General features: G+C 72.1%; 15 protein-coding genes. 13 read left to right on the forward strand and 2 right to left on the reverse strand.

Features of this window, described 5'->3' with window-relative positions:
• The first annotated feature begins 81 nt into the window (after positions 1-81).
• Together ABD784_RS09175 and ABD784_RS09180 are read left to right on the forward strand one after the other, a co-directional pair.
• Complete coding sequence (locus tag ABD784_RS09175) at positions 82-1,557, forward strand: UDP-glucose dehydrogenase family protein (RefSeq protein ID WP_344883197.1); 1,476 nt, start codon at positions 82-84, stop codon at positions 1,555-1,557.
• A gap of 182 nt (positions 1,558-1,739) precedes the next feature.
• Positions 1,740-3,356: an MFS transporter gene (locus ABD784_RS09180; RefSeq protein ID WP_344883200.1), complete on the forward strand. Its 1,617-nt coding sequence runs from the start codon at positions 1,740-1,742 to the stop codon at positions 3,354-3,356.
• A gap of 125 nt (positions 3,357-3,481) precedes the next feature.
• Here the strand turns inward: ABD784_RS09180 and ABD784_RS09185 are convergent, their stop codons facing one another.
• Positions 3,482-5,320, reverse strand: coding sequence for a glycoside hydrolase family 15 protein (locus ABD784_RS09185; RefSeq protein WP_344883203.1), 1,839 nt, complete (start codon positions 5,318-5,320; stop codon positions 3,482-3,484).
• A gap of 340 nt (positions 5,321-5,660) precedes the next feature.
• On the opposite strand from ABD784_RS09185, the gene ABD784_RS09190 reads away from it, so the two are divergent.
• The 7 genes from ABD784_RS09190 (at position 5,661) to ABD784_RS09220 (ending at position 14,053) form a co-directional block, all read left to right on the forward strand.
• A complete protein-coding gene (locus ABD784_RS09190; protein ID WP_344883206.1) occupies positions 5,661-6,440 on the forward strand; it encodes a DeoR/GlpR family DNA-binding transcription regulator in 780 nt (259 codons plus the stop codon).
• The gene (locus tag ABD784_RS09195; RefSeq protein ID WP_344883209.1) at positions 6,437-7,417 is read left to right on the forward strand and encodes a 1-phosphofructokinase family hexose kinase; all 981 of its coding nucleotides are present in this window, start codon (positions 6,437-6,439) and stop codon (positions 7,415-7,417) included. The genes ABD784_RS09190 and ABD784_RS09195 overlap by 4 nt, the downstream gene beginning before the upstream one ends.
• Positions 7,410-9,623, forward strand: coding sequence for a PTS fructose transporter subunit IIABC (locus tag ABD784_RS09200; RefSeq protein ID WP_344883212.1), 2,214 nt, complete (start codon positions 7,410-7,412; stop codon positions 9,621-9,623). The genes ABD784_RS09195 and ABD784_RS09200 overlap by 8 nt, the downstream gene beginning before the upstream one ends.
• Positions 9,624-9,718: 95 nt before the next feature.
• Entirely contained in the window at positions 9,719-11,371 is a 1,653-nt protein-coding gene (locus tag ABD784_RS09205) for a putative PEP-binding protein (RefSeq protein ID WP_425582958.1), read from the forward strand.
• A gap of 183 nt (positions 11,372-11,554) precedes the next feature.
• Positions 11,555-11,833 carry an HPr family phosphocarrier protein gene (locus ABD784_RS09210; RefSeq protein WP_344883218.1) on the forward strand — a complete coding sequence of 93 codons (279 nt, stop codon included), beginning with the start codon at positions 11,555-11,557 and terminating at the stop codon, positions 11,831-11,833.
• Between the two features lie 349 nt (positions 11,834-12,182).
• Complete coding sequence (locus ABD784_RS09215) at positions 12,183-12,635, forward strand: YybH family protein (RefSeq protein WP_344883221.1); 453 nt, start codon at positions 12,183-12,185, stop codon at positions 12,633-12,635.
• On the forward strand, positions 12,632-14,053 hold the full coding sequence (locus ABD784_RS09220; protein WP_344883224.1) for a purine-cytosine permease family protein: 1,422 nt from the start codon (positions 12,632-12,634) through the stop codon (positions 14,051-14,053). Before ABD784_RS09215 ends, ABD784_RS09220 begins: the two co-directional genes overlap by 4 nt.
• Positions 14,054-14,178: 125 nt before the next feature.
• Here the strand turns inward: ABD784_RS09220 and ABD784_RS09225 are convergent, their stop codons facing one another.
• The gene (locus tag ABD784_RS09225) at positions 14,179-17,745 is read right to left on the reverse strand and encodes a bifunctional proline dehydrogenase/L-glutamate gamma-semialdehyde dehydrogenase (protein ID WP_344883227.1); all 3,567 of its coding nucleotides are present in this window, start codon (positions 17,743-17,745) and stop codon (positions 14,179-14,181) included.
• A 93-nt stretch (positions 17,746-17,838) separates the two neighbouring features.
• Here ABD784_RS09225 and ABD784_RS09230 point away from each other — a divergent pair, with 93 nt between their 5' ends.
• The 4 genes from ABD784_RS09230 to ABD784_RS09245 all read left to right on the forward strand — a co-directional run bounded on the left by ABD784_RS09230 (position 17,839) and on the right by ABD784_RS09245 (position 22,626).
• On the forward strand, positions 17,839-18,774 hold the full coding sequence (locus ABD784_RS09230) for a LysR substrate-binding domain-containing protein (protein ID WP_344883230.1): 936 nt from the start codon (positions 17,839-17,841) through the stop codon (positions 18,772-18,774).
• Positions 18,775-18,854: 80 nt separating this feature from the next.
• The gene (gene putP, locus ABD784_RS09235; protein WP_344883233.1) at positions 18,855-20,339 is read left to right on the forward strand and encodes a sodium/proline symporter PutP; all 1,485 of its coding nucleotides are present in this window, start codon (positions 18,855-18,857) and stop codon (positions 20,337-20,339) included.
• Positions 20,340-20,688: 349 nt separating this feature from the next.
• Positions 20,689-20,949: a GlsB/YeaQ/YmgE family stress response membrane protein gene (locus ABD784_RS09240; RefSeq protein ID WP_309082400.1), complete on the forward strand. Its 261-nt coding sequence runs from the start codon at positions 20,689-20,691 to the stop codon at positions 20,947-20,949.
• A gap of 129 nt (positions 20,950-21,078) precedes the next feature.
• Complete coding sequence (locus tag ABD784_RS09245) at positions 21,079-22,626, forward strand: DUF1731 domain-containing protein (RefSeq protein ID WP_344883235.1); 1,548 nt, start codon at positions 21,079-21,081, stop codon at positions 22,624-22,626.
• The last annotated feature ends 53 nt before the right edge of the window (positions 22,627-22,679 follow it).

Below are 22,679 nucleotides of genomic sequence, written 5' to 3' on the forward strand. Positions count from 1 at the left end.
CCCCAGGGCCGTCACCCACCGCTCACGTCGGCAACACCCGGACTACACCGACCGGTCACGTCCGCGGCGCACGCTGGGCTCATGAGCGGAGACACCAGTCGGATCGAAGCCGCGGCCCCGCAGCCGCGCATCACCGTCATCGGCACCGGCTACCTCGGCGCCACGCATGCCGCCTGCATGGCCGAGCTCGGCTTCGAGGTCCTGGGCCTCGACGTGGACCCGCTGAAGATCGTCGCCCTCTCGCGCGGCGAGCTCCCGTTCCACGAGCCCGGCCTCCCGGAGCTGCTGGTCAAGCACGTCTCCTCGGGCCGCCTCCGCTTCACCAACTCCTACCGCGAGGCCGCGGACTTCGGGGACGTCCACTTCATCGGGGTGGGCACCCCGCAGCGGCCCGGCGAGTCGGCCGCGGACCTGGCCTACGTCGACGCCGCCGTGGCCGAGCTGGTGCGGAACCTGACCCGGGACGCCCTGATCGTCGGGAAGTCCACCGTCCCCGTCGGCACGGCACGCCGGCTGCGCCGCCTGATCGACGACGAGCTGGAGGGCCGGCCGGAGCCCGCCGCCCCCCGCGTGGCCCTGGCCTGGAATCCGGAGTTCCTGCGGGAGGGACGGGCGGTGCAGGACACCCTGGCGCCCGACCGCCTGGTCGTCGGGACGGACGACGGCGACGCCGAGTCCCGCGCCCTGCTGCGGCGTGTCTACGCCGCTCCCCTCGCGACCGGCACACCCCTGATCGAGACCGACTTCGAAACCGCTGAGCTGGTCAAAGTGGCGGCCAACGCGTTCCTGGCCACCAAGATCTCCTTCATCAACGCCTTCAGCGAGATCACCGAGGTCATCGGCGGCGACATCACCACGCTGGCCGACGCGCTCGGGCACGACGCCCGCATCGGCCGGAAGTTCCTCAACGCCGGCGTCGGATTCGGCGGCGGCTGCCTGCCCAAGGACATCCGCGCCCTCCAGGCCCGTGCCGACGAGCTGGGGGCCGGCGCCGCCATGCGCTTCCTGACCCAGATGGACGAGATCAACCTCCGCCGCCGGGACCGGGTCATCCACTTGGCCACGCAGTCCGTCGGCCTGCTCCAGGGGGCCCGCATCGCCGTGCTGGGCGCCGCCTTCAAACCGGAGTCCGACGACGTCCGCGACTCCCCCGCCCTCGACATCGCCGCGCGCCTCTACAATTCCGGCGCGGACGTGACGGTCTACGATCCCCAGGCCAACCGCAACGCGGCGGCCCGCTTCCCGCGGCTCGAGTACGCGCGGTCGCTCGAGGAGGCCGTCTCCGGGGCGGACCTGGTGGTCCTGTTGACGGAGTGGGAGGAGTTCCGGCGCCTGCGGCCCCGGGACCTCGAGCCACTGGTGCGCGAGCGGCGCTTCATCGACGGGCGCAACGTCCTCCCCGCCGAGGACTGGAAGGCCTCCGGGTGGGAGTTCTCGGCCCTGGGCCGGCGGGCCGACGTCGTGGGCCTCCACGAGGTTCGGGAGCAGGTCTCCGGCGCCGATCCGCGCTCCCGCCTCGCACCGATTGACTTCTTTCAATCGCTCGCTGCAGAATAGGCTGTCCACACACCTCGACGGCGTTTCCCCACCTCCACCGGGAGCCCCCGCCGGCGCACGTGCCCCGCACCGCGCCGAGCGGGGATCCCACGCCGAGGGGCGGCCGGCGTCCGGCCGGCCCCGGGTGATCGCCCTCCGCCTGTCGACGGTGCCCTCGCCCGACAGCTTCCCCTGGAGACCCGTTGACCACTCCTCCCGCCGCCCCCGGCCGCTCGCTGCCCCGGGCCCTGCGCCCCTTCGCGCACCGGGACTACACGGTGCTCGTCAGCGCGCTCATCGCCTCCGTCTTCGCCCACGGCATGTGGGCCGTCGCCATGGTGTACCAGGTGCGCGCACTCGGCGGCGGCCCGGCCGAGCTGTCGGTGGTCGCCACGGCCACGAGCCTCGGGCTGGTCGCCCTCGTCCTCCTCGGCGGCATCGCCGCGGACCGGCTCTCCTGCCGGCGGATCGTGATCGCCGTGGAAGTCCTCAGCCTCGCCGTGATGGCGACGACGGCGCTGCTGGCCCTCACCGGCGCGCTCCAGCTCTGGCACCTCGGCGTGGTCGGATTCCTGGTCGGGGCGGGCGCTGCGTTCTTCTTCCCGGCCTACTCGGCACTCCTGCCGCGGATGCTCCCGGCGGACGACTTGCTGGCCGCGAACGGCGTCGAAGGCACCATGCGCCCGGTCCTGCAGACGGCAGCCGGCCCCGCCGCGGCCGGCATCCTCGTCGCCTCGCTCAGCCCGGCCCACGCCATCCTGGGCATCGCCTGCTGCCACCTGGTCGCCGTCGTCGGACTCAACTTCATCACCCGCAACCCGGCCTACGACACCCACGGCGGCGCCCACGACGTGGCCGGAGCGCCGGCGGAGGCCCAGCCGGCGACCTCCGGCGCGGCCCCCTCCACGGGTGCGATCCCGATCGTCGCGACGTCCCCCAACGTCTACCGCGAGGCCCCGGCCGACCCGGCCGATCCCGACGACGCCGCCCCCGACGGGGACGGGCCACCCGCCATGGAGGATGCCCCCAGGGCAGGCGCATCGGCCGAGGCCGGGGCATCGGCCCCTGCAGCGTCACCTGACGAAGCACCGTCACCTGACGAGGCAGCATCGGCCGGGACCGCCGCCGGGCCCGACGCGCCGCACCACACCGCGCCGCACCACACCGCGCCGCACCACACCGGGCATCGCCAGAGCGTGCTCGCCGACCTGCGCGAGGGTTTCGCATATGCCGTGGAGACGCCCTGGCTGCTGTGGACCCTGATCTTCGCCGTGATCTCCGTGCTCAGCTTCATGGGTCCCATCGAGGTCCTCCTCCCGTTCGTCGTGAGCGACCGGCTCGGCGGCGACGCGCAGATGTTCGGCTTCGTCCTCGCCTCCTTCGGGCTCGGCTCCGCCCTGGGCTCCATGCTCACGGCCTCCCTGCCCCTGCCGCGTCGCTACCTCACGGTCATGGTCGGCGTCTGGGCCTTCGGCACCATCCCGCTGGTCGTCGCCGGTTTCGTCACCAGCTTCTGGGTGCTGGCCGGCGCGATCTTCGTGGTGGGCGTGACCAGCGCCGTCGGCAATGTCATCTGGGGGACGCTGCTGCAGCGTCGGGTCCCGGCGCGAATGCTGGGGAGGATCTCCAGCCTGGACTTCTTCGTGTCGCTGGCCCTCATGCCCGTCTCGATGGCAGTCGCCGGCCCGGTGGGAGAGGTGGTGCCCCTGTCCGTGATCTTCGCGGTCGCCGCCTTCGTCTCGCCGGTCGTCGGAGCGATCGCCTGGTTCGCGGGCCGGATGCACCAGGACGAGCTCACGCACCCGCTGCGCCGAACCTGAGACCCGCACGCCGCAGGGTCGGAGTCGGCAGGGACAGAGGCAGCGGCCTCGAACCCGAGTGGGTCCGAGGCCGCTGCTCGTCCGGCGCCTGGGGCCGGACTACTCGACCGGGCTACTCCACCGGGCTACTCCACCGGGCTGGTGGCGTTGATGGCGTCGGCGGCGCGGATGAGGGCCAGGTGGGAGAAGGCCTGGGGGAAGTTGCCCGCCATGCGCTTCTGGTCGGTGTCGTACTCCTCGGCCATCAGGCCCAGCGGATTCGCGTAGCCGATGAGCTTGTCCATGAGCCGTCGCGCGTCCTCGATCCGGCCGGACCTGGCATACTGCTCCACGAGCCAGAAGCAGCAGGCCAGGAAGGGGTGCTCGCCCGGAGGCAGCCCGTCGAGCCCGGAATCGGTGCGGTAGCGGAGGATGAGCCCCTCCTCGTCCACGAGCTCGCGCTCCATGAGCGCCACGGTGCCGAGCATCTTCGGGTCGTCGTAGGCGACGAAGCCCACCTGGGGCAGCACGAGCAGCGAGGCGTCCACCTCGGCCCCGCCGTACGTCTGCGTGAAGGAGTTCAGCTCGGGGTCGTACCCCTCGGCCATGATCTCCTCGTAGAGCTTGTCGCGCAGCTCCTCCCAGCGCTCGACGTCGCCGTCGAGACCGTGCTCGCGCACGGCGCGGACGCCGCGATCGAAGGCCGCCCACATCATCACGCGCGAGTGGGTGAAGTGCTTCTTCTCGCCGCGCATCTCCCAGATGCCGTGGTCGGAGCGCTCGAAATTCCGCTCCACGTAGCCGAGCAGCGCCTTCTGGAGCGGCCAGGAGAAGTGGTCCTCCAGCCCGCCCATGTTGCGGAGCTTCTCGAGGGCGACCATCACCTCTCCCACGACGTCGCCCTGGTACTGGTCGACGGCGCCGTTGCCTTCGCGCACCGGCCGGGAGTCCTCGTAGCCGGCCAGATGGTCCAGTTCGCGCTCGGGCAGCCGCCGCTCGCCGGAGAGCCCGTACATGATCTGCAGATCGTCCGGGTTGCCCGCGATCGCGCGCAGCAGCCAGTTGCGCCACTGCATGGCCTCCTGCTGGTACGAGTGCGTCATCATCGCCTCGAGCGTCAGCGCCGCGTCCCGGAGCCAGCAGAAGCGGTAGTCCCAGTTCCGCTCCCCGCCGAACGCCTCCGGCAGGGACGTGGTGGGCGCGGCGACGATGCCGCCCGTCGCCTCGTGCGTGAGCGCGCGCAGCACCAGGAGCGAGCGCTTGACCATGTCCCCGTACTTGCGGTGCTCCGGGAAGTCGCGGGCCCACTTGCGCCAGTAGGCCGAGGTCTCCTCGAGCGTCGCGCCGACGTCGATGCGGTCCGGCACCTGGCGGTGGGACGGGAACCAGCTCAGCTCGAAGTCGACCACCTCGCCGGCCGAGATCAGGAAATCGCCCTCGTGGGCGAGCTCGCTGGCGCGCGGCAGCCGGTCGCCGTGCAGGACCAGACCGTCGGGACCGCCCACCGCGACGATGGACTTCCCGCCGCGCCCGGCGACCCCGTGGCGGCGGACCCACGGCACCACGCCGCCGTAGTCGAGGCGGAAGGTGATCTCCTGGTGCATCCGGACGCTGCCGGCGAGGCCCTCGACGCGGCGGATCAGTGCCGCCCGGCGCGCTCCGATGGGCATGAAGTCGGTGACGAGAGCATGCCCGGCGGGCGTCTGCCAGAGCGTGCGGAGCACGAAGGTGGAATTGAGGTAGCTGCGCTCGACGACCTGCGGCACGTCCGGGCCGTCGACGTCCTCGACCCCGTGGCGGTTGTCCGGCGCGCCGGAGGGCGCCAGGAGCCACCGGCCGTTCGAGGGCTCGCCCAGCAGCGCGGTGAACTGGGCCCCGGAGTCGAACCTCGGGAAGCACAACCAATCGACGCTCCCGTGCTTGGAGACGAGAGCGGCTGTACGCAGGTCGGAGAGCAGTGCGTAGTCCTCAATGGGTGATGCCATTGCACCAGACAATCGCACGGCGACCACCGATGCAAGATCGGCGGATCAGCATTTGATCAAGCCGTAACCGACGCCACGTGCAGCGGTGGCGGCCCCGTGCCATCGCCGCCGTCCGGGCCGAGCGGCCGGCCGCACCACCCGGCGCCGAAAACGGTCGGTCCAACCGACCGGATGTCTGCTTGTGCCCGACTTCTTGACGAAGCCACACAAACAGGCATAAAGTCATGCGAATACAGATCGTTGTGACGCCGGTTACTTCGACCTCCTCCCTCGGCACCCGTCGCGGAAGGGGCGCAGGCCACCGGGACGGGACGCAGCGAGAACGAGGAGGAAGGGCGCCATGTTCGCCGAGGAACGCCACCGCCTGATCGCGGAGCTGATCGAGGAGCACGGGAAAGTCTCCGTCTCCGAGCTCGCCGACCGCTTCGGCATCACCCGCGAGACCGTGCGCCGCGACCTCGCCCAGCTCGAGACGGCCGACCTGCTCCGCCGCGTCCACGGCGGCGCCGTCGCCCGCACCACGGCCAGCATCACGGAGCAGAGCCACCTGGCCCGGACGGGCCTCCACTCGGACGCCAAGCAGCGGATCGCGGCGGCCGCCGCCGAGCTGCTGCCCTCCGGTCAGGTCTCGGCGGTCCTGGACGCCGGGACGACGACGGAGCTCCTCGCCACGCGCCTCGTCGGCATGGCGGAGCGGCACGGCGAGCTGCTGGCCATCACTCACGCCCTCCCGGTGGCCCAGCGACTCGCGGCGACGCAGACCCTGCAGCTGGAGCTGGTCGGCGGCCGCGTCCGCGGGCTGACCAGCGCGGCGATCGGCCCCCGCGTCGTGGCGCACTACGCCTCGCTGCGGCCGGACATCGCCTTCGTGGGGACGAACGGCCTCCACGCGTCCTTCGGGCTCAGCACCCCCGACGATCTCGAGGCGGCGGTCAAGACGGCCATCGTCGACTCCGCGCGCCGCGTGGTGATCCTGGCCGACGCCAGCAAGTTCTCCCAGGAGACCCTGGTCCGGTTCGCGGCCCTCGACGCCGTCGACACGCTCGTGACCGATGCCCGCCCGGAAGGTGACCTCGCCGAGGCACTGGAGGCGGCCGACGTGGAAGTGATGCTGGCATGATCGTCACACTGACCGCCAATCCCAGCCTGGACCGCACCATCGATCTCGCCGCGCCACTCGTCCGCGGCGGCGTCCAGAGGGCCACTGCCACCCACTCCCAACCGGCCGGCAAGGGCGTGAATGTCTCCCGCGCCGTCGCCGCCGCAGGGCGGCCCACGGTGGCGGTCCTGCCCGGCGACCCGTCCGACCCGCTGGTCCTCGGCCTCGCGGAGGACGGCCTCCCCCACCTCGCCCTGCCCATCGGCCAACCGCTGCGCAGCAACGTGACCGTCACGGAGCCGGACGGGACCACCACCAAGATCAACGAGCCCGGCCCCACGCTCTCCGCCGCCGACCAGGACGCGCTCGCGGCGCTCGTCGCGGAGGCCTCGTCCGGGGCCGCCTGGCTGGTCCTCGCCGGGTCGCTGCCGCCCGGTGTGGCACCCGACTACTACGCCCGGCTCGCCGCCCGGCTGCGGCGCACCCTCGGCGCCGAGTGCCCGCGCATCGCCGTCGACACGTCCGGCGCGCCGCTGGGGGCCGCGCTCGCCGCGGGACCGGAGTCGGCGCCGTCGCTCCTGAAACCCAACGCCGAGGAGCTCGCCGAGCTCGTCGGCGGCACCACGGAGGCCGAGCTCGAGGCCTCGCCGGAGCTCGCCGCCGACACCGCGCGGCAGCTGCTCGACCGCGGCGTCGAGGCGGTCCTCGCGACGCTCGGTGCGGGCGGGGCCGTCCTCGTCACCCGCGACGGCGCCTGGCGCGCCTCCCATCCACCGGTCGCGGCGCGCAGCACCGTCGGCGCCGGAGACTCATCGCTGGCCGGCTACGTCCTCGCGGACCTCGCCGGCGTCGACGCACCGGGGCGCCTCGCCCGGGCCGTCGCCTACGGCGCCGCGGCGGCCTCGCTGCCCGGCTCCGTCATCCCCTCCCCGCACCACACCGACCCCGGCGCCGTCACGGTCGTCGACATCACCCGCCAAGGATCACGCCATGACTGAAAACCATGCTCCGCAGGACTCCGGCAGCCCCGAGCTGATCACGGAGGACCTGGTCCGCCTGGACGCCGACCTCGGTGCCGACAGCGCCGCAGTCATCGACCAGCTCGCCGCACTCGTCGCCGCGACCGGTCGCGCCGACTCCGCCGCCGCGCTGGCGGAGGACGCCAAGGCCCGCGAGGCGAAGACCGCCACGGGCGTCCCCGGCGGCATCGCCATCCCGCACTGCCGCTCGGCCGCCGTCTCGGTGCCGACGCTCGCGATGGCCCGGCTCGCCCCGGCCGTCGACTTCGGCGCCAAGGACAGCGCCGCGGACCTCGTCTTCTTCATCGCCGCGCCGGACGGCGCGGACAAGGCGCACCTGAAGCTGCTCTCCAAGCTCGCCCGCGCCCTGGTCCGGAAGGACTTCACGGCCGCGCTCCGGTCCGCGGAGTCGCCGGCCGAGATCGTCGAACTGGTTCGCGGCGTCGTCGCACCGGCTCCGGCGGAGCCGGGCTCCGGCACCGCGCAGGACTCCTCGGGTACGACGCCGGCTGCCGCGGCCGGTGCCACCGCCACCGCAGGCGCACCCGGTGGGAAACACAGCGCGGGACAGTCCGGCGCCGGGCCCGACCAGGCCGCCGGGACCCGCGACGATGCGAACGACCGTCCGGACGCCGGCGCGGACGCCTCCGTCCCCGCGGGCGGCGGCCGGCCGAAGCTCATCGCGGTGACGGCCTGCCCCACGGGCATCGCCCACACCTACATGGCGGCCGACTCGATCGCCCAGGCGGCCGAGGAGGCGGGCGTGGACATCGCCGTGGAGACCCAGGGCTCCTCCGGCGCCACCCCGCTGGACCAGTCCGTGATCGATGCGGCGGACGCCGTGATCTTCGCGGTGGACGTCGACGTGCGGGACCGCGACCGGTTCGCCGGCAAGCCCGTGATCCAGGTGCCGGTCAAGCGCGGCATCGACCAGCCGGACGAGCTGGTGCGGCGCGCCGTCGCCGCCGCCTCGGACCCGGACGCCCGGCGGGTCCCCGGCTCCGCGGGCGGCTCGGACGGGGAGTCCGACGCCGCCGTCCAGTCCGGCGGCCGGGAGTCCTTCGGCGCCGGCCTCAAGCGCGCACTGCTCACCGGCGTGAGCTACATGATCCCGTTCGTCGCCGGCGGCGGCCTGCTCATCGCCCTGGGCTTCCTGCTCGGCGGCTACGACATCACCGACGTCGCCGACGACATCCTGGGCGCGAACACGCTCTTCGACCTGCCCGAGGGCGGCCTCTCCGCCTACCTCGGCGCCGTGGCCTTCAAGATCGGCGCGCTGTCCATGGGCTTCCTGGTCCCGGCGCTGGCGGGCTACATCGCCTACGCCTACGCCGACCGGCCCGGCATCGCCCCCGGCTTCACCGCGGGCGCCGTCGCCGGCTTCATGGGCGCCGGGTTCCTGGGCGGCATCGTCGGCGGCCTGATCGCCGGCCTCGCGGCCCGCTGGATCAACTCGTGGACGGTCCCGCGCTGGCTGCGCGGCCTGATGCCGGTGGTCATCGTGCCGCTGCTGGGCTCGATCATCGCGTCCGGCCTGATGTTCCTCTTCCTCGGCGGCCCGATCGCCGCACTGACGGTGGCGCTGAACGACTGGCTCTCCGGCATGACCGGCACCGCCGCCGCCGCGCTCGGCCTGATCCTCGGCCTGATGATGGCCTTCGACCTCGGCGGCCCCGTCAACAAGGTCGCGTACTCGTTCGCCGTCGCCGGGCTGAGTGCCGGCTCCCTGACGGACAACCCGGCCCCGCTGATGATCATGGCCGCCGTCATGGCGGCGGGCATGGTCCCGCCGCTCGCCATGGCCCTGGCGACCACGGTCTCGCCGCGCCAGTTCACGCAGCCCGAGCGGGAGAACGGCAAGGCGGCCTGGCTCCTGGGAGCGGCGTTCATCTCCGAGGGCGCCATCCCGTTCGCCGCCGCCGATCCGCTCCGCGTCATCCCCGCCTCAATGCTGGGCGCCGCGACCACGGGCGCGATGATCATGAGCTTCGACGTCGTCAGCCAGGCCCCGCACGGAGGCATCTTCGTCTTCTTCGCGATGGACGGCACGTGGCCGATGTTCATCGTTGCCACCCTGGTCGGCACCGTGGTCTCCGCGGCCGCCGTCCTGGCGCTGAAGAAGTTCGCCCGCAAGGCCCCGGCCTCCGCCCCGGCCGAGGCGGCACCGGTGGAGGTGGCGGCGTGAGCGCGGGCGAGGGCACGCCCCCGCTCGACGGCGGCACCCGGGTCCTCGCCGGCGTCGGCGTGAGCGCGGGCCGGGTCATCGGCCGCGTGAAGCGGATGCCGGATCCCGTGCAGCCGCCGGCCGACGGCGCCCCGCTGCCGGAGGGCGCCGACGTGGACTCCGAGACCGAGCGCCTGAGGACGGCGACGCAGACCGTGGCCGCCGGCCTGAAGGCCCGTGCCGCCGTCGCGACCGGCGACGCCGCCGCGGTGCTGAAGGCGACCGCGCTGATGGCCGGGGACCGGACGCTCCTGAAGTCGGCCACCAAGCTCGTGGCCTCCGGCACCAGCGCCGAGTCGGCGATCTGGGAGGCGGCCGACGCCGTCGCGACCCAGCTGACCGCGCTCGGCGGCTACATGGCCGAGCGCGCCACGGACGTCCTGGACGTGCGCGCCCGGATCGTCGCGGAGCTCCGCGGCGTCCCCGCGCCGGGGATCCCGGACTCGGAGGAGCCGTTCGTCCTGTGCGCGGTGGATCTGGCGCCCGCCGACACGGCGACGCTCGACCCGGCCAAGGTCCTGGCGCTCGTCACGTCGGACGGCGGCCCGCAGTCGCACACCGCCATCATCGCCCGCTCGCTCGGGCTGCCCGCGATCGTCGCCGCGACCGGGACGACGGCGCTGGCCGACGGCGACCTGGTCTTCGTCGACGGGATCACCGGCACGGTGACCCGCGATCCGGGCCCCGCCGAGGAGGAGATCGCCGCGAGCTACGCCAACCGTGCGGCCCTCCCCGACTTCGACGGCGCGGGTGCGCTCGCGGACGGGCGCAGCGTGCCGCTGCTGGCGAACGTCGGCAGCGGGACGGACGCCGTGGCGGCCGCGGAGGCGGGCGCCGAGGGCGTCGGCCTGCTGCGCACCGAGTTCTGCTTCCTGGGCCGGGACAAGGAGCCCACGCACGAGGAGCAGGTCGAGGCGTATCGGGCCGTGTTCGACGCGTTCCCCGGCCGCAAGGTCGTGGTCCGCACGCTCGACGCCGGGGCCGACAAGCCCCTGCCGTTCCTGACCGACGACACCGAGCCCAACCCGGCCCTCGGCGTCCGGGGCTACCGGACCGACGGCGCCACGCCGGGCGTGCTGGCCCGCCAGCTCGCGGCGATCGCCGAGGCCGCGGAGAACTCCAGGGCCGACGTGTGGACCATGGCCCCGATGATCTCCACGCCGGCCGAGGCCGAGCGGTTCGCCGGGCTCTGCGCCGCGGCCGGGCTGCGCACCCCGGGCGTGATGGTGGAGGTGCCGTCCGCGGCGGTCCTCGCCGGGCAGATCCTGCAGCGCGTGGACTTCGCGTCCATCGGCACCAACGACCTCACCCAGTACACGATGGCGGCCGACCGCCAGCTCGGCGCCCTCGCCGAGCTGAACGACCCGTGGCAGCCGGCGGTCCTGCACCTGATCAAGGCCACGGCCGACGGCGGTCGCGCCGCCGGCGGTGCAACCTCGGAGGGGTCAGCGACCACGGGCGCCAAGCCGGTGGGCGTCTGCGGCGAGGCGGCCGCGGACCCGGCCCTCGCCGTCGTCCTGGTGGGCCTGGGCGTCGCGACGCTGTCGATGAACCGGCGCGCCCTGCCGGCCGTCGCGGCGATCCTCCGCACGGTGGACCTCGCGGAGGCGCAACGGCTCGCCGGGCTGGCCCTCGCTGCGCCGTCGGCCGCCGAGGCCAAGGAACTCGTCCGCGCCGAGCTCCTTGAGCTGGAGCGCTTCGGCCTCTGAACTCCGCCTTTGAACGCCCCCTCTGAACTCCGCCTCTGAACCCGGCCTCCGGACTCGGCGTCTGGACTCCGGACTGCCACGGACGGCCGCCAGCGGCCGGATCGACCGGAGCCCTCCGGCCGGGCCGCTGGCATCATGAACCACAGAAACCCTCGCGAACACCATCCCCCGAAGGAGCACACCATGGCCGAACGTACCGCCACCATTGCCAGCCGCGTCGGACTGCACGCCCGCCCGGCATCCATCTTCGCCGAGGCCGCCGCCGAGCAGCCGGTCGAGGTCACGATCGCCCTCGAGGGCGAGCCGGCCGACGACGCGCTCGACGCCTCGAGCATCCTGTCCCTCATGGGCCTGGGCGCCGAGTACGGGACCACCGTGGTCCTCCGCGCCGAGGGCGAGGGCGCCGACGAGGCACTGGACACCCTCGTGAAGATCCTCGAGACGGACCACGACGCCGAGTAGAGCAGGCCTGCGCACGCAGAGGGGCCCACGGCCGGTCGAACGACCCCCGGGCCCACCGGCGAACCAGTCCGTAGGCCCGCACGACGGCCGCTCTCCCCTCCGGGAGGGCGGCCGTCGCCGTTCCCGCTCCGCTTCAGCGGAGGTTCCCGAGCCACGCCCGGCCGATCCGTGCCGCGGGGCCGAAGGAGCCGGGCGGGAGGAGCCGGGCCGGAGGAGCCGGGCCGGAGCGACTGGGCCGCCCGGCGTCACAACCGTTGACACCCCTGTGTGATCGCCCTAACGTTTCGGTGTTTACCTCAGAGCAACACACGTTGGTCAGCAGTAATACTCCGAGACGACAGGAACCGGCATGATCCCTTCGACCGACCAAGTCCGCGCCACAGCCGCAGGGCTCGTCGACGCCTTCGCAGCCACGGACACGGAGCGCTACTTCGCCTTCTTCGCCGAGGACGCCAGCTTCGTGTTCCACACCGAGCCGGAGCGCCTGGACAGCCGCGCCGCGTACCAGGAGCTGTGGCAGTCGTGGCTGCGCTCCGGATGGCACGTCGCGGCCTGCGAGTCCACGCGCCAGCACATCCAGACCTTCCCCGGCGGCGCCGTCCTCTCCCATGACGTCGCCACGTCCGTGAGCACCGGTGACGGCGACGAGTCCTACCGCGAACGGGAGACGATCGTGTTCGCGTACGACGGCGAACGCCTCCTGGCCGTCCACGAGCATCTCTCCCCGCGTCCGGACGCGACGGAGGCCGAGCTCGATGGGTCCGGCCACCACGCCGCCGGCCAGGGGCAGGACCGGCTGTGAACCTCTACCGCCGTCTCAATGCGTACCTGGAGGCCCACACCGACAACGCCGGACCGCTCCGCGGCACGGCCACTGCGCCCCGTCTGGGCATGATCTGGTTGGCCGCGAACCTGGTGGTCACGACCCTCCTGACGGGAACGCTGTTCATTCCTGGCGTCACCATGGGCACGGCCCTGGCGATGATCGTCGTTGGAACGCTGATCGGCGCCGTCGTCCTCACCCTGGTGGGGAACATCGGCACCCGCACCGGTCTGCCGACCATGGCGCTGACCCGTGCATCGTTCGGCACCCGGGGCACCTACGTCCCCGTCGCCGCGAACGTGCTGATCCTGATGGGCTGGAGCTGGGTGCAGGCGATGCTCGCCGGCGTCACCGTCAACGCGCTCGTCGAGCAGACCACCGGGTTCTCCAACCCGGTGCTGTTCTCCGTGATCTGCGAAGTGATCGTGGTGCTGCTGGCCATCTTCGGCCACGAAGGGATCTCCAGGGTCGAGCCGTGGCTGGCGGTGGCCATGATCATCGTCATCGGCACGATCTTCTACACGGCCTTCACAGCGTTCAGCCCGGCCGACTACGCCTCCATCGCCCCCGCGCCCGAGCTCGGCATGACCTCGGCGATCGTGCTCGACATCGTGGTGGCCACCGCCATCTCCTGGACCGTGCTCTCGGCCGATATCAACCGGATGGCCCGCTCGAGCCGGGCGAACTTCCTCGGCGCCGGCATCGGCTACTCGGCCTCTACCGTCATCTCGATGTCGCTCGGGGCGATCGCGCTCGGCTACGTCATGCTCCGCGGCGACGAGGCCCCCGCCTTCGACCCGTCCATCCTCGTGACGGCCTTCGGCGCGCCCTTCGCCGTCGTCGTCTTCCTCTCCGTCATGGCGACCAACACCATGGCCGTCTACGGCATGGTCACGTCCGCCGTGAACGCCCGGGCCGGCGGCCGGCTGAAGTTCCTGCCGACGGCGCTGGTCCTCGGCGGGATCTCCGTGGTGGGGTCCACCTGGATGGCGCTGCTGGACCAGTTCACGAGCTTCCTCGTGGTGATCGGCTCGCTCTTCGTGCCAGTCTTCGCCGTCATGATCGTGGACTACTACGTCCTCCGGCGCCGCTCGTACTCGCGGGACATCCTCAGCGCCTCCGGCGGCCGCTACTGGTACCGCGGCGGCTTCAATCCGGTGGCGCTCGCGGTGTGGGCCCTCGGCGCCGCGGCATCGCTCGCGTTCACGTATCTGTGGCCGCTTCCGGTGGGGGCCACCCTGCCGACCTTCGCACTGACGTTCCTGCTCTACCTCGCCCTCTCGTGGCGCGGCCGGGAGCAGGGCCGGCCCGGCCGGCAGCGCCATCTGGCCGAGGCCTCCGACTCCGACCCCGACCCCGACCCCGACCCCGCCGAGGATCCGGCACCCGCGGGCTGAGCGGGGCAGCCGAGACGACCACCCGAGACGACGAGGGGCTCCCCGGACCGAAGTCCAGGGAGCCCCTCGTCGTCCACCTCCGCGGCCGGGTCGCCCCAGCCGTGGAGTGTGTCAGGCGGTGGTGATCAGATCACGTGGTCGCTCAGGTGGTCCGGCGTGCCGAACCGGTGCGCGGTGATCGAGACCGCCTGCTCGCGCAGGAACGGGAGCAGCTCCACGCGGCCGGCCGAGACGACCGGGTGGTCGTAGACGGCGACGATTGGGGCGCCATCGGCGGCCTCGTACGTCTTCACCGGGTCGGCGCCGACGAGGCGCAGGCGGGCGCCGGCGTCGGGTCCCGTCATCGCGGCGAGCCGGGCGACGCGCAGCTCCCAGTCCTCCTCGTTCTCCTCGACCACCAGCGCGCCGGTGCCGCGCAGCACGCGGAGCACGTCCTCGCCGACCTCGTCGACGCTCACCGTGACGCGGGCGCCCGGTGCGGCGTGGCCGTGGGCCTGCCAGACGCGCAGACCGGCGCCGACCACCCGGAACAGCTCGGCGGTCTGCCGGGCGGTCGGCTCACCGGCGAGACGCACCGTGACGGGCATCGGACGGTAGCGGAAGACGTTCCGCTCCGCGACGAGGCCGGTCGGGTCCTTCGCCACGCCGAACTCGCGCGCCCACTGGTCCGCGTCATCGGACAACGCGTTGGCGAGCCACTCGGCGTCGGCCGGCTCCAGGACGTCGCGGGCGGCGTCCAGCAGAGCGGCCGGCGCGCCGGCGATCGGGGCGGACATCGCCTCCAGCGGCTGGTCCCTCCAGTCGCCCAGGCCCACCAGGTAGTTCGGGCCACCGGCCTTGGTGCCGGCACCGACGGCGGACTTCTTCCAGCCGCCGAAGGGCTGCCGCTGCACGATGGCGCCGGTGATGCCGCGGTTGATGTAGAGGTTGCCGGCGTCCACGCGGTCCACCCAGTAGGCCATCTCGTCCGGGTCCAGCGAGTGGAGGCCGGAGGTCAGGCCGAAGTCGGTGGCGTTGACGTACTCGATCGCCTCCTCGAGCGTGTCGGCGGTCATGACGCCGAGGATCGGGCCGAAGTACTCCGTCAGGTGGTACTCGCTGCCCGGCTTCACGCCGGAGCGCAGGCCCGGGCTCCACAGCTTCCCGCTGTCGTCGAGCTGCTTCGGCTCCAGGACCCACCGCTCGCCCTCGCCGAGCTCGGTCAGTCCGCGCAGCAGCTTGCCGGCGGCCGGCTCGATGATCGGGCCCATCTGGGCCTCCGGGTTGGTCGGATAGTCGACCGTGAGCGACTGGACGGCGTCCACGAGCTGGTCGTGGAAGCGCCGGCTCTGGGCCACGGAGCCGACCAGGATCACCAGGGACCCGGCCGAGCACTTCTGCCCGGCGTGGCCGAACGCGCTGTAGGCGACGTCCTTGGCGGCCAGGTCGAGGTCGGCGCTCGGGGTGACGATGACGGCGTTCTTGCCGCTCGTCTCCGCCAGGAGCGGCAGATCGGTGCGGAAGGAGCGGAACAGCTCGGCGGTCTCGTAGCCGCCGGTCAGGATCAACCGGTCGACGGCGGGATGGCTGATCAGCTGCTGGCCGAGGTCGCGGTCGTCCACGTGGATGAGCTGCACCAGATCGCGGCCGATGCCGGCCTCGTCGAGGGCCTCCCACACGGCCTGCACCATCACGGACCCGGTGCGGGCCGCCTGGCGGGCCGGCTTGATCGCGACGGACGATCCGGCGGCCAGCGCCGCGACGACGCCGCCGGTCGGGATCGCGGTCGGGAAGTTCCACGGCGGGATCACGGCGATGAGCTTGCTCGGCACATACTCGGCGCCCTGGACCCCGTCGATCTCACGGGCCAGCTGGGCGTAGTAGTGCGCGAAGTCGATCGCCTCGGAGACCTCCGGGTCCCCCTGGTCCAGCGTCTTGCCGCACTCGACGGCCATGACCTCGAGCATCTCGGCGCGGTGGTTGGCCAGCTTCACGCCGATCCGGTCGAGCACGCGTGCGCGCTCGGCACCGCTCAGGGCGCCCCAGGACTCCGCGGCGGTCAGCGCCGAGCCGATGCGGCCCTCGAGCTCCTCGCCGCTGCGGACCTTGTTCTGCTCCACGAGGTCCTCGCCGATCCGGGAGGAGGGCACGCGGTCGAGGATCTCCCGGCCCCAGTCGCGGTTGGCCGGCAGGTCCGGGTCGGTGTCCGGGGTGTTCACGAACCCGGCCTCGAACTCGGCGGCGACGACGTCGTCGTACTGGTGGATCTCGACGGCGCGGTTCTGGACGCGGTTCGACGCCGGCACGGCGCCGTCGGCGAACTCCGGACCCTCCAAGGCCTCGAGCGAGTCGAGGAAGCGCTGCCTCTCCCGCTCGAAGAGCTCCTCGTTCTTGTCCAGCTCGAACACGGCGGACATGAAGTTCTCCTGGCTCGCGCCCTCCTCGAGGCGGCGGATCAGGTAGGCGATGGCGACGTCGAACTCACGCGGGTGGACCACCGGCGTGTAGAGGAGCAGCGAGCCGACGTCCTTCTTGACGGCCTCGGCCTGGCCGGTGGCCATGCCCAGCAGCATCTCGAACTCGAGGTCCGGCGTCTCGCCGTGCGTGGAGATCCCGCGGCGCTCGGCCAGCAGGTGCGCCAGCGCGATGTCGAAGAGGTTGTGGCCGGCGACGCCGAGCCGCACGTTCCGGATGCGCTCCGGCGTCAGGGCGTAGTCCAGCACCGCCTTGTAGGAGGTGTCCGAGTCCTGCTTGCTGCCCCAGGTGGCCAGCGGCCAGTCGCGCAGGTCCGCGTCCATGGTCTCCATGGGCAGGTTGGCGCCCTTGACGAGGCGCACCTTGATCGGCGCCCCGCCGTCGGCCACCCGCGCCGCGGCCCAGTCCTGCAGCTCGATCATGGCGCCGAGCGCGTCCGGCAGGTAGGCCTGCAGGACGATGCCGGCCTGGAGGCCCTTGAACTCCTCGCGCTCCAGGAGCCGCTTGAACACGGCCATGGTGAGCTCGAGGTCCTTGTACTCCTCCATGTCCAGGTTGATGAACTTGGCGGGGCTGAAGGACGCGGCCTGGCGGTAGAGCGGCGCGAGCTTCTCGATGATGTGGTCGACGGCCTCGTCGAACGCCCAGTGGTTGTGCGGCGCGACGGTGGAGGAGACCTTGATGGACACGTAGTCCACGTCGTCGCGGGAGAGCAGCTCGGCCGTGCCGGCCAGGCGGCGCTCGGCCTCGTGCTGCCCGAGGATCGCCTCCCCGAGGAGGTTGATGTTCAGGTGCGTGCCGGGGCGCTGGATCTTCTCGATCGCGGGGCCGAGACGGTGCTCCGTGGCGTCCACGATCAGGTGGGACACCATCTGGCGCAGCACGCGGCGGGCGATCGGGATGACGACGGCGGGCGCCAGCGGGGCGACACGGCCGCCGAGCGCGACGGCGGTCTTCATGTACCAGGGCAGGAACGACGGGACCTTGGGCGCCAGGGCGTTGAGGCTGCGCGCCGCGACCTTGAGGTCCTCGGGTCGGACCACGCCATCGACGAACCCGACTGTGAAGTCGAGGCCGTTCGGGTCCTTGAGGACGCCGGCCAGCCGCGCCGCGGCCGGGTCGACGGGGTGATTCGCGGCTTCGCTCAGCCAGCGACGGACCAACGCGATCGCCTCATCGGCGAGGTCCTGCGGACGCACGGAATCCGTGGCCGCATCGGGGGTGGAGTGCAATGTCATGTGTCGATTATGAGTCAGACCTTTCGCCGTGAAAAATGAACAATGACGAACGGTACTGTTAAGCAAAACCGAAGGATTCTGGAGGTGGTTCCGATGCTCGAAGTCAGGCGCCTGAGACTGCTCCGCGAGCTGAGTATCCGCGGCACGATCGCGGAGGTCGCGGCCGAGTTGAACTACTCCCCCTCGTCGGTCTCGCAGCAGCTGAGCACGCTGGAGAAGGAGGCCGGCGTGAAGCTCCTGCGGCGCAGCGGGAGGCAGCTCCAGCTGACCCCGCAGGCGCACGTCCTCGTGGCCCACACGGAGGAGCTCCTGGCCTCCCTGGAGCGCACCGAGGCAGCGCTCGCGGCGAGCCAGACGGAGGTGATCGGAACGGTGCGCGTGGCGGTCTTCCAGACGGCCGCCCTCTCGCTGCTCCCGAACACGCTCCGCCGGCTGCGGGCGACGCACCCCGAGGTGCGCGTGGAGATGGTCCAGCACGAGCCGGAGGCGGCCCTCCGGGAGACCTGGATGCGCGACTTCGATCTGGTCATCGCGGAGCAGTATCCCGGGCATTCCGCGCCCCTCTACCCCGAGCTGGACCGGCAGCCGCTGCTGCGGGATTCGATCCGACTGGCGGTCCCCGCGGCACCCGACTCCCCGGAGGAGTTCTTCCGGGTGGACCGGCTGGAGGATGCGGCCAACCTCCCCTGGGTCATGGAGCCGCCGGGAGCGGCCATCCGGCACTGGGCCCTGCAGGCGTGCAGGATCGCCGGTTTCGAGCCGGACATCCAGTTCGAGACGGCAGATGTCCAGGCCCAGATCCAGTTGGTGGAATCCGGCAACGCGGTGGCCTTCCTGGCGGACCTCGTGTGGGCCCGGCGAGGGACCACTGCGCGGCACATCGAGCTGCCCGATCTGCCGCGCCGGGAGGTGTTCACCTCCATCCGCAGCTCGACGTCGTCGTACCCCGCGGTGGCGGCGTTCCGGGCCGCGCTCGAGGAGGAGGCAACGCTACTCGAGCGGGATACGGACATCCTCGCAAATGTGTAACGGTTCCATAACGATGTGGTCTGCGCCACCGGGCGGGGTGTCATACTCAGAAGCTGTTCATTCCGCCAACTGAGGACGACATGACTGATTCAACGTTCCAAACCATCGCGATCGTCGTGTACTTCGCCGCGATGATCGCGATCGGCGTGTACGCCTACCGGCAGACGTCCAATATGGACGACTACATGCTCGGCGGACGCCGCCTCCGGCCCGGGACCGCCGCCCTCTCGGCCGGCGCGTCCGACATGTCGGGCTGGCTGCTCATGGGCCTCCCCGGCGCCATCTACGCCAGCGGCCTCGTCGAGGCGTGGATCGCCATCGGCCTGACCATCGGCGCGTGGTTGAACTGGAAGTTCGTGGCCCCGCGTCTGCGCTCCTACACGGAGATCTCCAACAACTCGATCACCGTCCCGTCCTTCCTCGAGAACCGCTTCCGTGACAAGTCGCGCCTGCTGCGCATCATCGCCGGCGCGATCGTTCTCATCTTCTTCACGTTCTACGTCTCCTCCGGCATGGTCGCGGGCGGCACGTTCTTCGAGGCGTCGTTCAACCTGCCCTACATCTGGGGCATGCTGCTGGTCGCCCTCGTGACCCTGAGCTACACGCTCTTCGGCGGCTTCCTCGGCGCCACGCTGACCGACGTCGCGCAGGGCATCCTGATGCTCCTGTCGCTGATCCTCGTGCCGATCATCGCCTTCATCATGCTCGGCCCGTCCGGCGTCTCCGAGGGCATCGCCACGGCGGACGCCGAGGCCGGCATCAACCACATGTCGCTCTTCGGCGGCGCCAGCTTCATCGGCGTCGTCTCCGCGGCAGCCTGGGGCCTGGGCTACTTCGGCCAGCCGCACATCATCGTCCGCTTCATGGCCATGCGCTCCGCCAAGGACGCCAAGGTCGGCCGCCGCATCGGCATCAGCTGGATGATCCTGACTGCGCTCGGGGCCGTCGCCACGGCCTTCATCGGCCTGGCGTACTTCACCCGCGAGGGCACGCCGCTGGACAACCCGGAGACGGTCTTCCTCCAGCTGTCCCAGGTGGTCTTCCACCCGCTCGTCGCCGGCTTCGTGCTGGCGGCCGTGCTCGCCGCCATCATGTCCACGATCTCCTCGCAGCTCGTGGTCTCCTCCTCCGCCCTCGTCGAGGACCTGTTCCTCATGACGGGCCGGGAGCTGACCCCGAAGCAGCAGGTGATCTACGGGCGCATCGGCGTCCTGATCGTCGCCGTCGTCGCCGGCCTCCTGGCCCTCGACACGGACAACTCGATCCTCGACCTCGTGGGCTTCGCCTGGGCCGGCTTCGGCTCGGCCTTCGGCCCCGTGATCATCCTGGCCCTCTTCTGGAAGAAGATGACCGGATCCGGCGCGCTGGCCGGCATGATCACCGGTGCCGTGGTCTCCTTCGTCTGGGGCCAGTTCGGCTGGCTCGGGCTGTACGAGATCGTCCCGGGCTTCCTCGCCTGCCTCATCGTGGCGATGGTCGTCTCCTCGATCTCGCCGCAGAAGAACACGGCCATCCACGAGGAGTTCGACACGATGACCTCCGAGATGGAGCAGATCAAGAACTAACCAGACCTGCCCGCCGGCCCCGCCCACGCGCGGGGCCGGCGGGCGGGACACTCAGTACGACGGCGCCCGGCGGGTGGAGTGCAAACCTTCGCCACGCCGTCGGACAGGGTCTCCAACGCCTCAGGGGCGTCGGCGGGAGGGATCCCGCCGGCGCCCCTGAGGTGTCTCGAAGCCCTTCTGACAAGCTCGGCCAGAGTCCGACCGGCACTTCCTCCGAGCTTCCTGAACGTCTCCTTGCAGGTTCCCCGAGAATGTGCGCCCCGGCTCTGCACTTTGCCCGGAGGCGGTGTTACGCTCGCACCAAGATCCTGACATCCACCGAAGTCAGGTCTACGTCAGAGGAGGAACAATGGGTTTCTTGAGCTGGATTCTTATCGGACTTATCGCAGGCGCCATCGCCAAGGCGATCCTGCCGGGCAACCAGGGCGGTGGGTGGATCGCGACGCTGATCATCGGCGTCATCGGCGCCCTGCTCGGCGGCTGGATCGGCTCCGCAATGGGCTTCTCCACCAATGATGGCTTCTTCGACCTGGCGACCTGGATCTGGGCCATCATCGGCGCCCTGATCGTGCTGGTGATCTGGGGATTCATCGTCAAGCGCCGCGCCTAGGCTGCGGCCCGGCCCCACACTGGAGGCCGGACATGAACACGACGAGGGCGGTGGCCCGGCAGACGCCGGGCCACCGCCCTCGTCCGTTGTCCCGGCGCTCCGCGAAGGCCCCGGCGCTAGAGTTGGGCCATGGCATGGACGAGAACCGGACGGCACTTCCTGGCCCTCGACCCCGCGCACCTCTGGCAGGTTCTCGCCGACCTGTCCCGCCTCCCGGAGTGGAATCCGGCCGTCGCCGCGATGGCCCCCGCCAGTGGGAACCGTGGCTCGGCCCGGGCCGGCGACGAGTACCGGTTCGTTCCCCGGCCGCCGGTCGCGGGTGGCCTCATCGGCGCGGTCCACGCCCGGACCGCTCCGCCCGTCCGGGTGACGGAGGCCGAGCCGGCCGCGGCCCTCGCCTGGCGGCAGGCACAGCCCGGCGGCGGGATGCTGGTCCGCTGGACGCTCCGCGAGTACCGGGGCGGCACGGTCCTCGAGCAGCGGGTCTCGGCCGACGGTCCGGTCGCCGTGGCCGCCGCCGGCGCCGCAGCGGCACCGATCGCCGCCGACTTCGCCCTCAACGCCGCGCGCCTCTACGCCCTCGTCGCCGCGGCCGAGACTGGAGACGGCCCGCCGGTCCTTCCAGCGCCCCGCAGCGGACTGAAGACCGTCATCGCCGGCGGCACCGGATTCCTCGGGCGCCGGCTGGCGGCGGACCTGCTCACCCGGGGACACGACGTCGTCCTCCTCACCCGGCGGCCCGACCCGGCCCTGCCGTTCCGGCAGACGGTCTGGGACGGGCGAACCGCCGGCGCCTGGGTCTCCGAACTCGACGACTCCGAACCCGACGACTCCGAGCCGGGCGACTCCCGGAGCTCCGGCGCGTCAGGACCCGACGCCGCCGCGGGCGCGCGGCGGCGCGTCGCCGTGGTCAATCTGGCCGGGCGGCTCGTGGACGTGCGTCCGACCCCGGCGAACATCGCCGAGCTGCGCCGCTCGCGCGTGGAGCCGACCCGTGCACTCGCCGAGGCGAGCCGCCGGCACCCGGTGGACCTCTGGATCCAGGGCAGCACCACGGCGCTCTACGGGGACGCCGGAGAGACCGCCGTGACCGAGGACTCGCCCCTCCCCGCGACCGACGGCGCGCCGCGGGGAGCGTCCGGGGGCCCGAGGGCGCTGGAGCAGATGACGGGCGTCGCGGTCCCGTGGGAGGCCGCCGCGGACGCGGCTGACGCCGGGACCCGCTACACACTGCGCACGTCGATCGTCCTGGACCGCGGCTGCCCGGCCTTCGACCGGCTGGCGCTGCTCGGGCGCGCCGGGCTGGGGCGCGTCGGCACCGGGCGCCAGTGGTTCTCGTGGATCCACGTGGACGACTGGCTCGCCGTGGTGCGGACGATGCTGGGCCTGACGGACGGCGCCGCACTCCCCGAAGGCCCAGTGATCGCCGCCGCCCCGGAACCCGTGCGCAACGAGGACCTGATGGACGTCCTCCGTGGGGCCCTGGCGCCGGGAGCGCTGCGACGCCTCGGGGCCCGGACCCCGGAACCGCTGCTGCGGGCCGGCGCGGCCGTCCTGCGGACCGACCCGGAGCTGGCGTTGACGGGCCGGCACACGACGTCGCGAGTCCTGGCCGACGCCGGATTCCGCTTCGAGCACCCGTCCCTGCGCGCAGCCCTGCAGGACATCCTCGAATAGGGCCGCCGCTGAGCTTCCGGGTGCAGCACGGCGGGCGGATCGGGACGCCGACG

This window comes from Zhihengliuella alba (genome assembly GCF_039538765.1).
Taxonomy (GTDB): Bacteria; Actinomycetota; Actinomycetes; order Actinomycetales; family Micrococcaceae; genus Zhihengliuella; species Zhihengliuella alba.

Bases quoted from the DNA above. Each gene is read 5' to 3' on its own strand.
- ABD784_RS09175 (WP_344883197.1), top strand. From the start codon at position 82: ATGAGCGGAGACACCAGTCGGATCGAAGCCGCGGCCCCGCAGCCGCGC.
- ABD784_RS09185 (WP_344883203.1), bottom strand. From the start codon at position 5,320: ATGGCATCACCCATTGAGGACTACGCACTGCTCTCCGACCTGCGTACA.
- ABD784_RS09190 (WP_344883206.1), top strand. From the start codon at position 5,661: ATGTTCGCCGAGGAACGCCACCGCCTGATCGCGGAGCTGATCGAGGAG.
- ABD784_RS09195 (WP_344883209.1), top strand. From the start codon at position 6,437: ATGATCGTCACACTGACCGCCAATCCCAGCCTGGACCGCACCATCGAT.
- ABD784_RS09200 (WP_344883212.1), top strand. From the start codon at position 7,410: ATGACTGAAAACCATGCTCCGCAGGACTCCGGCAGCCCCGAGCTGATC.
- ABD784_RS09205 (WP_425582958.1), top strand. From the start codon at position 9,719: ATGCCGGATCCCGTGCAGCCGCCGGCCGACGGCGCCCCGCTGCCGGAG.
- ABD784_RS09210 (WP_344883218.1), top strand. From the start codon at position 11,555: ATGGCCGAACGTACCGCCACCATTGCCAGCCGCGTCGGACTGCACGCC.
- ABD784_RS09215 (WP_344883221.1), top strand. From the start codon at position 12,183: ATGATCCCTTCGACCGACCAAGTCCGCGCCACAGCCGCAGGGCTCGTC.
- ABD784_RS09225 (WP_344883227.1), bottom strand. From the start codon at position 17,745: ATGACATTGCACTCCACCCCCGATGCGGCCACGGATTCCGTGCGTCCG.
- ABD784_RS09230 (WP_344883230.1), top strand. From the start codon at position 17,839: ATGCTCGAAGTCAGGCGCCTGAGACTGCTCCGCGAGCTGAGTATCCGC.
- putP (WP_344883233.1), top strand. From the start codon at position 18,855: ATGACTGATTCAACGTTCCAAACCATCGCGATCGTCGTGTACTTCGCC.
- ABD784_RS09240 (WP_309082400.1), top strand. From the start codon at position 20,689: ATGGGTTTCTTGAGCTGGATTCTTATCGGACTTATCGCAGGCGCCATC.
- ABD784_RS09245 (WP_344883235.1), top strand. From the start codon at position 21,079: ATGGCATGGACGAGAACCGGACGGCACTTCCTGGCCCTCGACCCCGCG.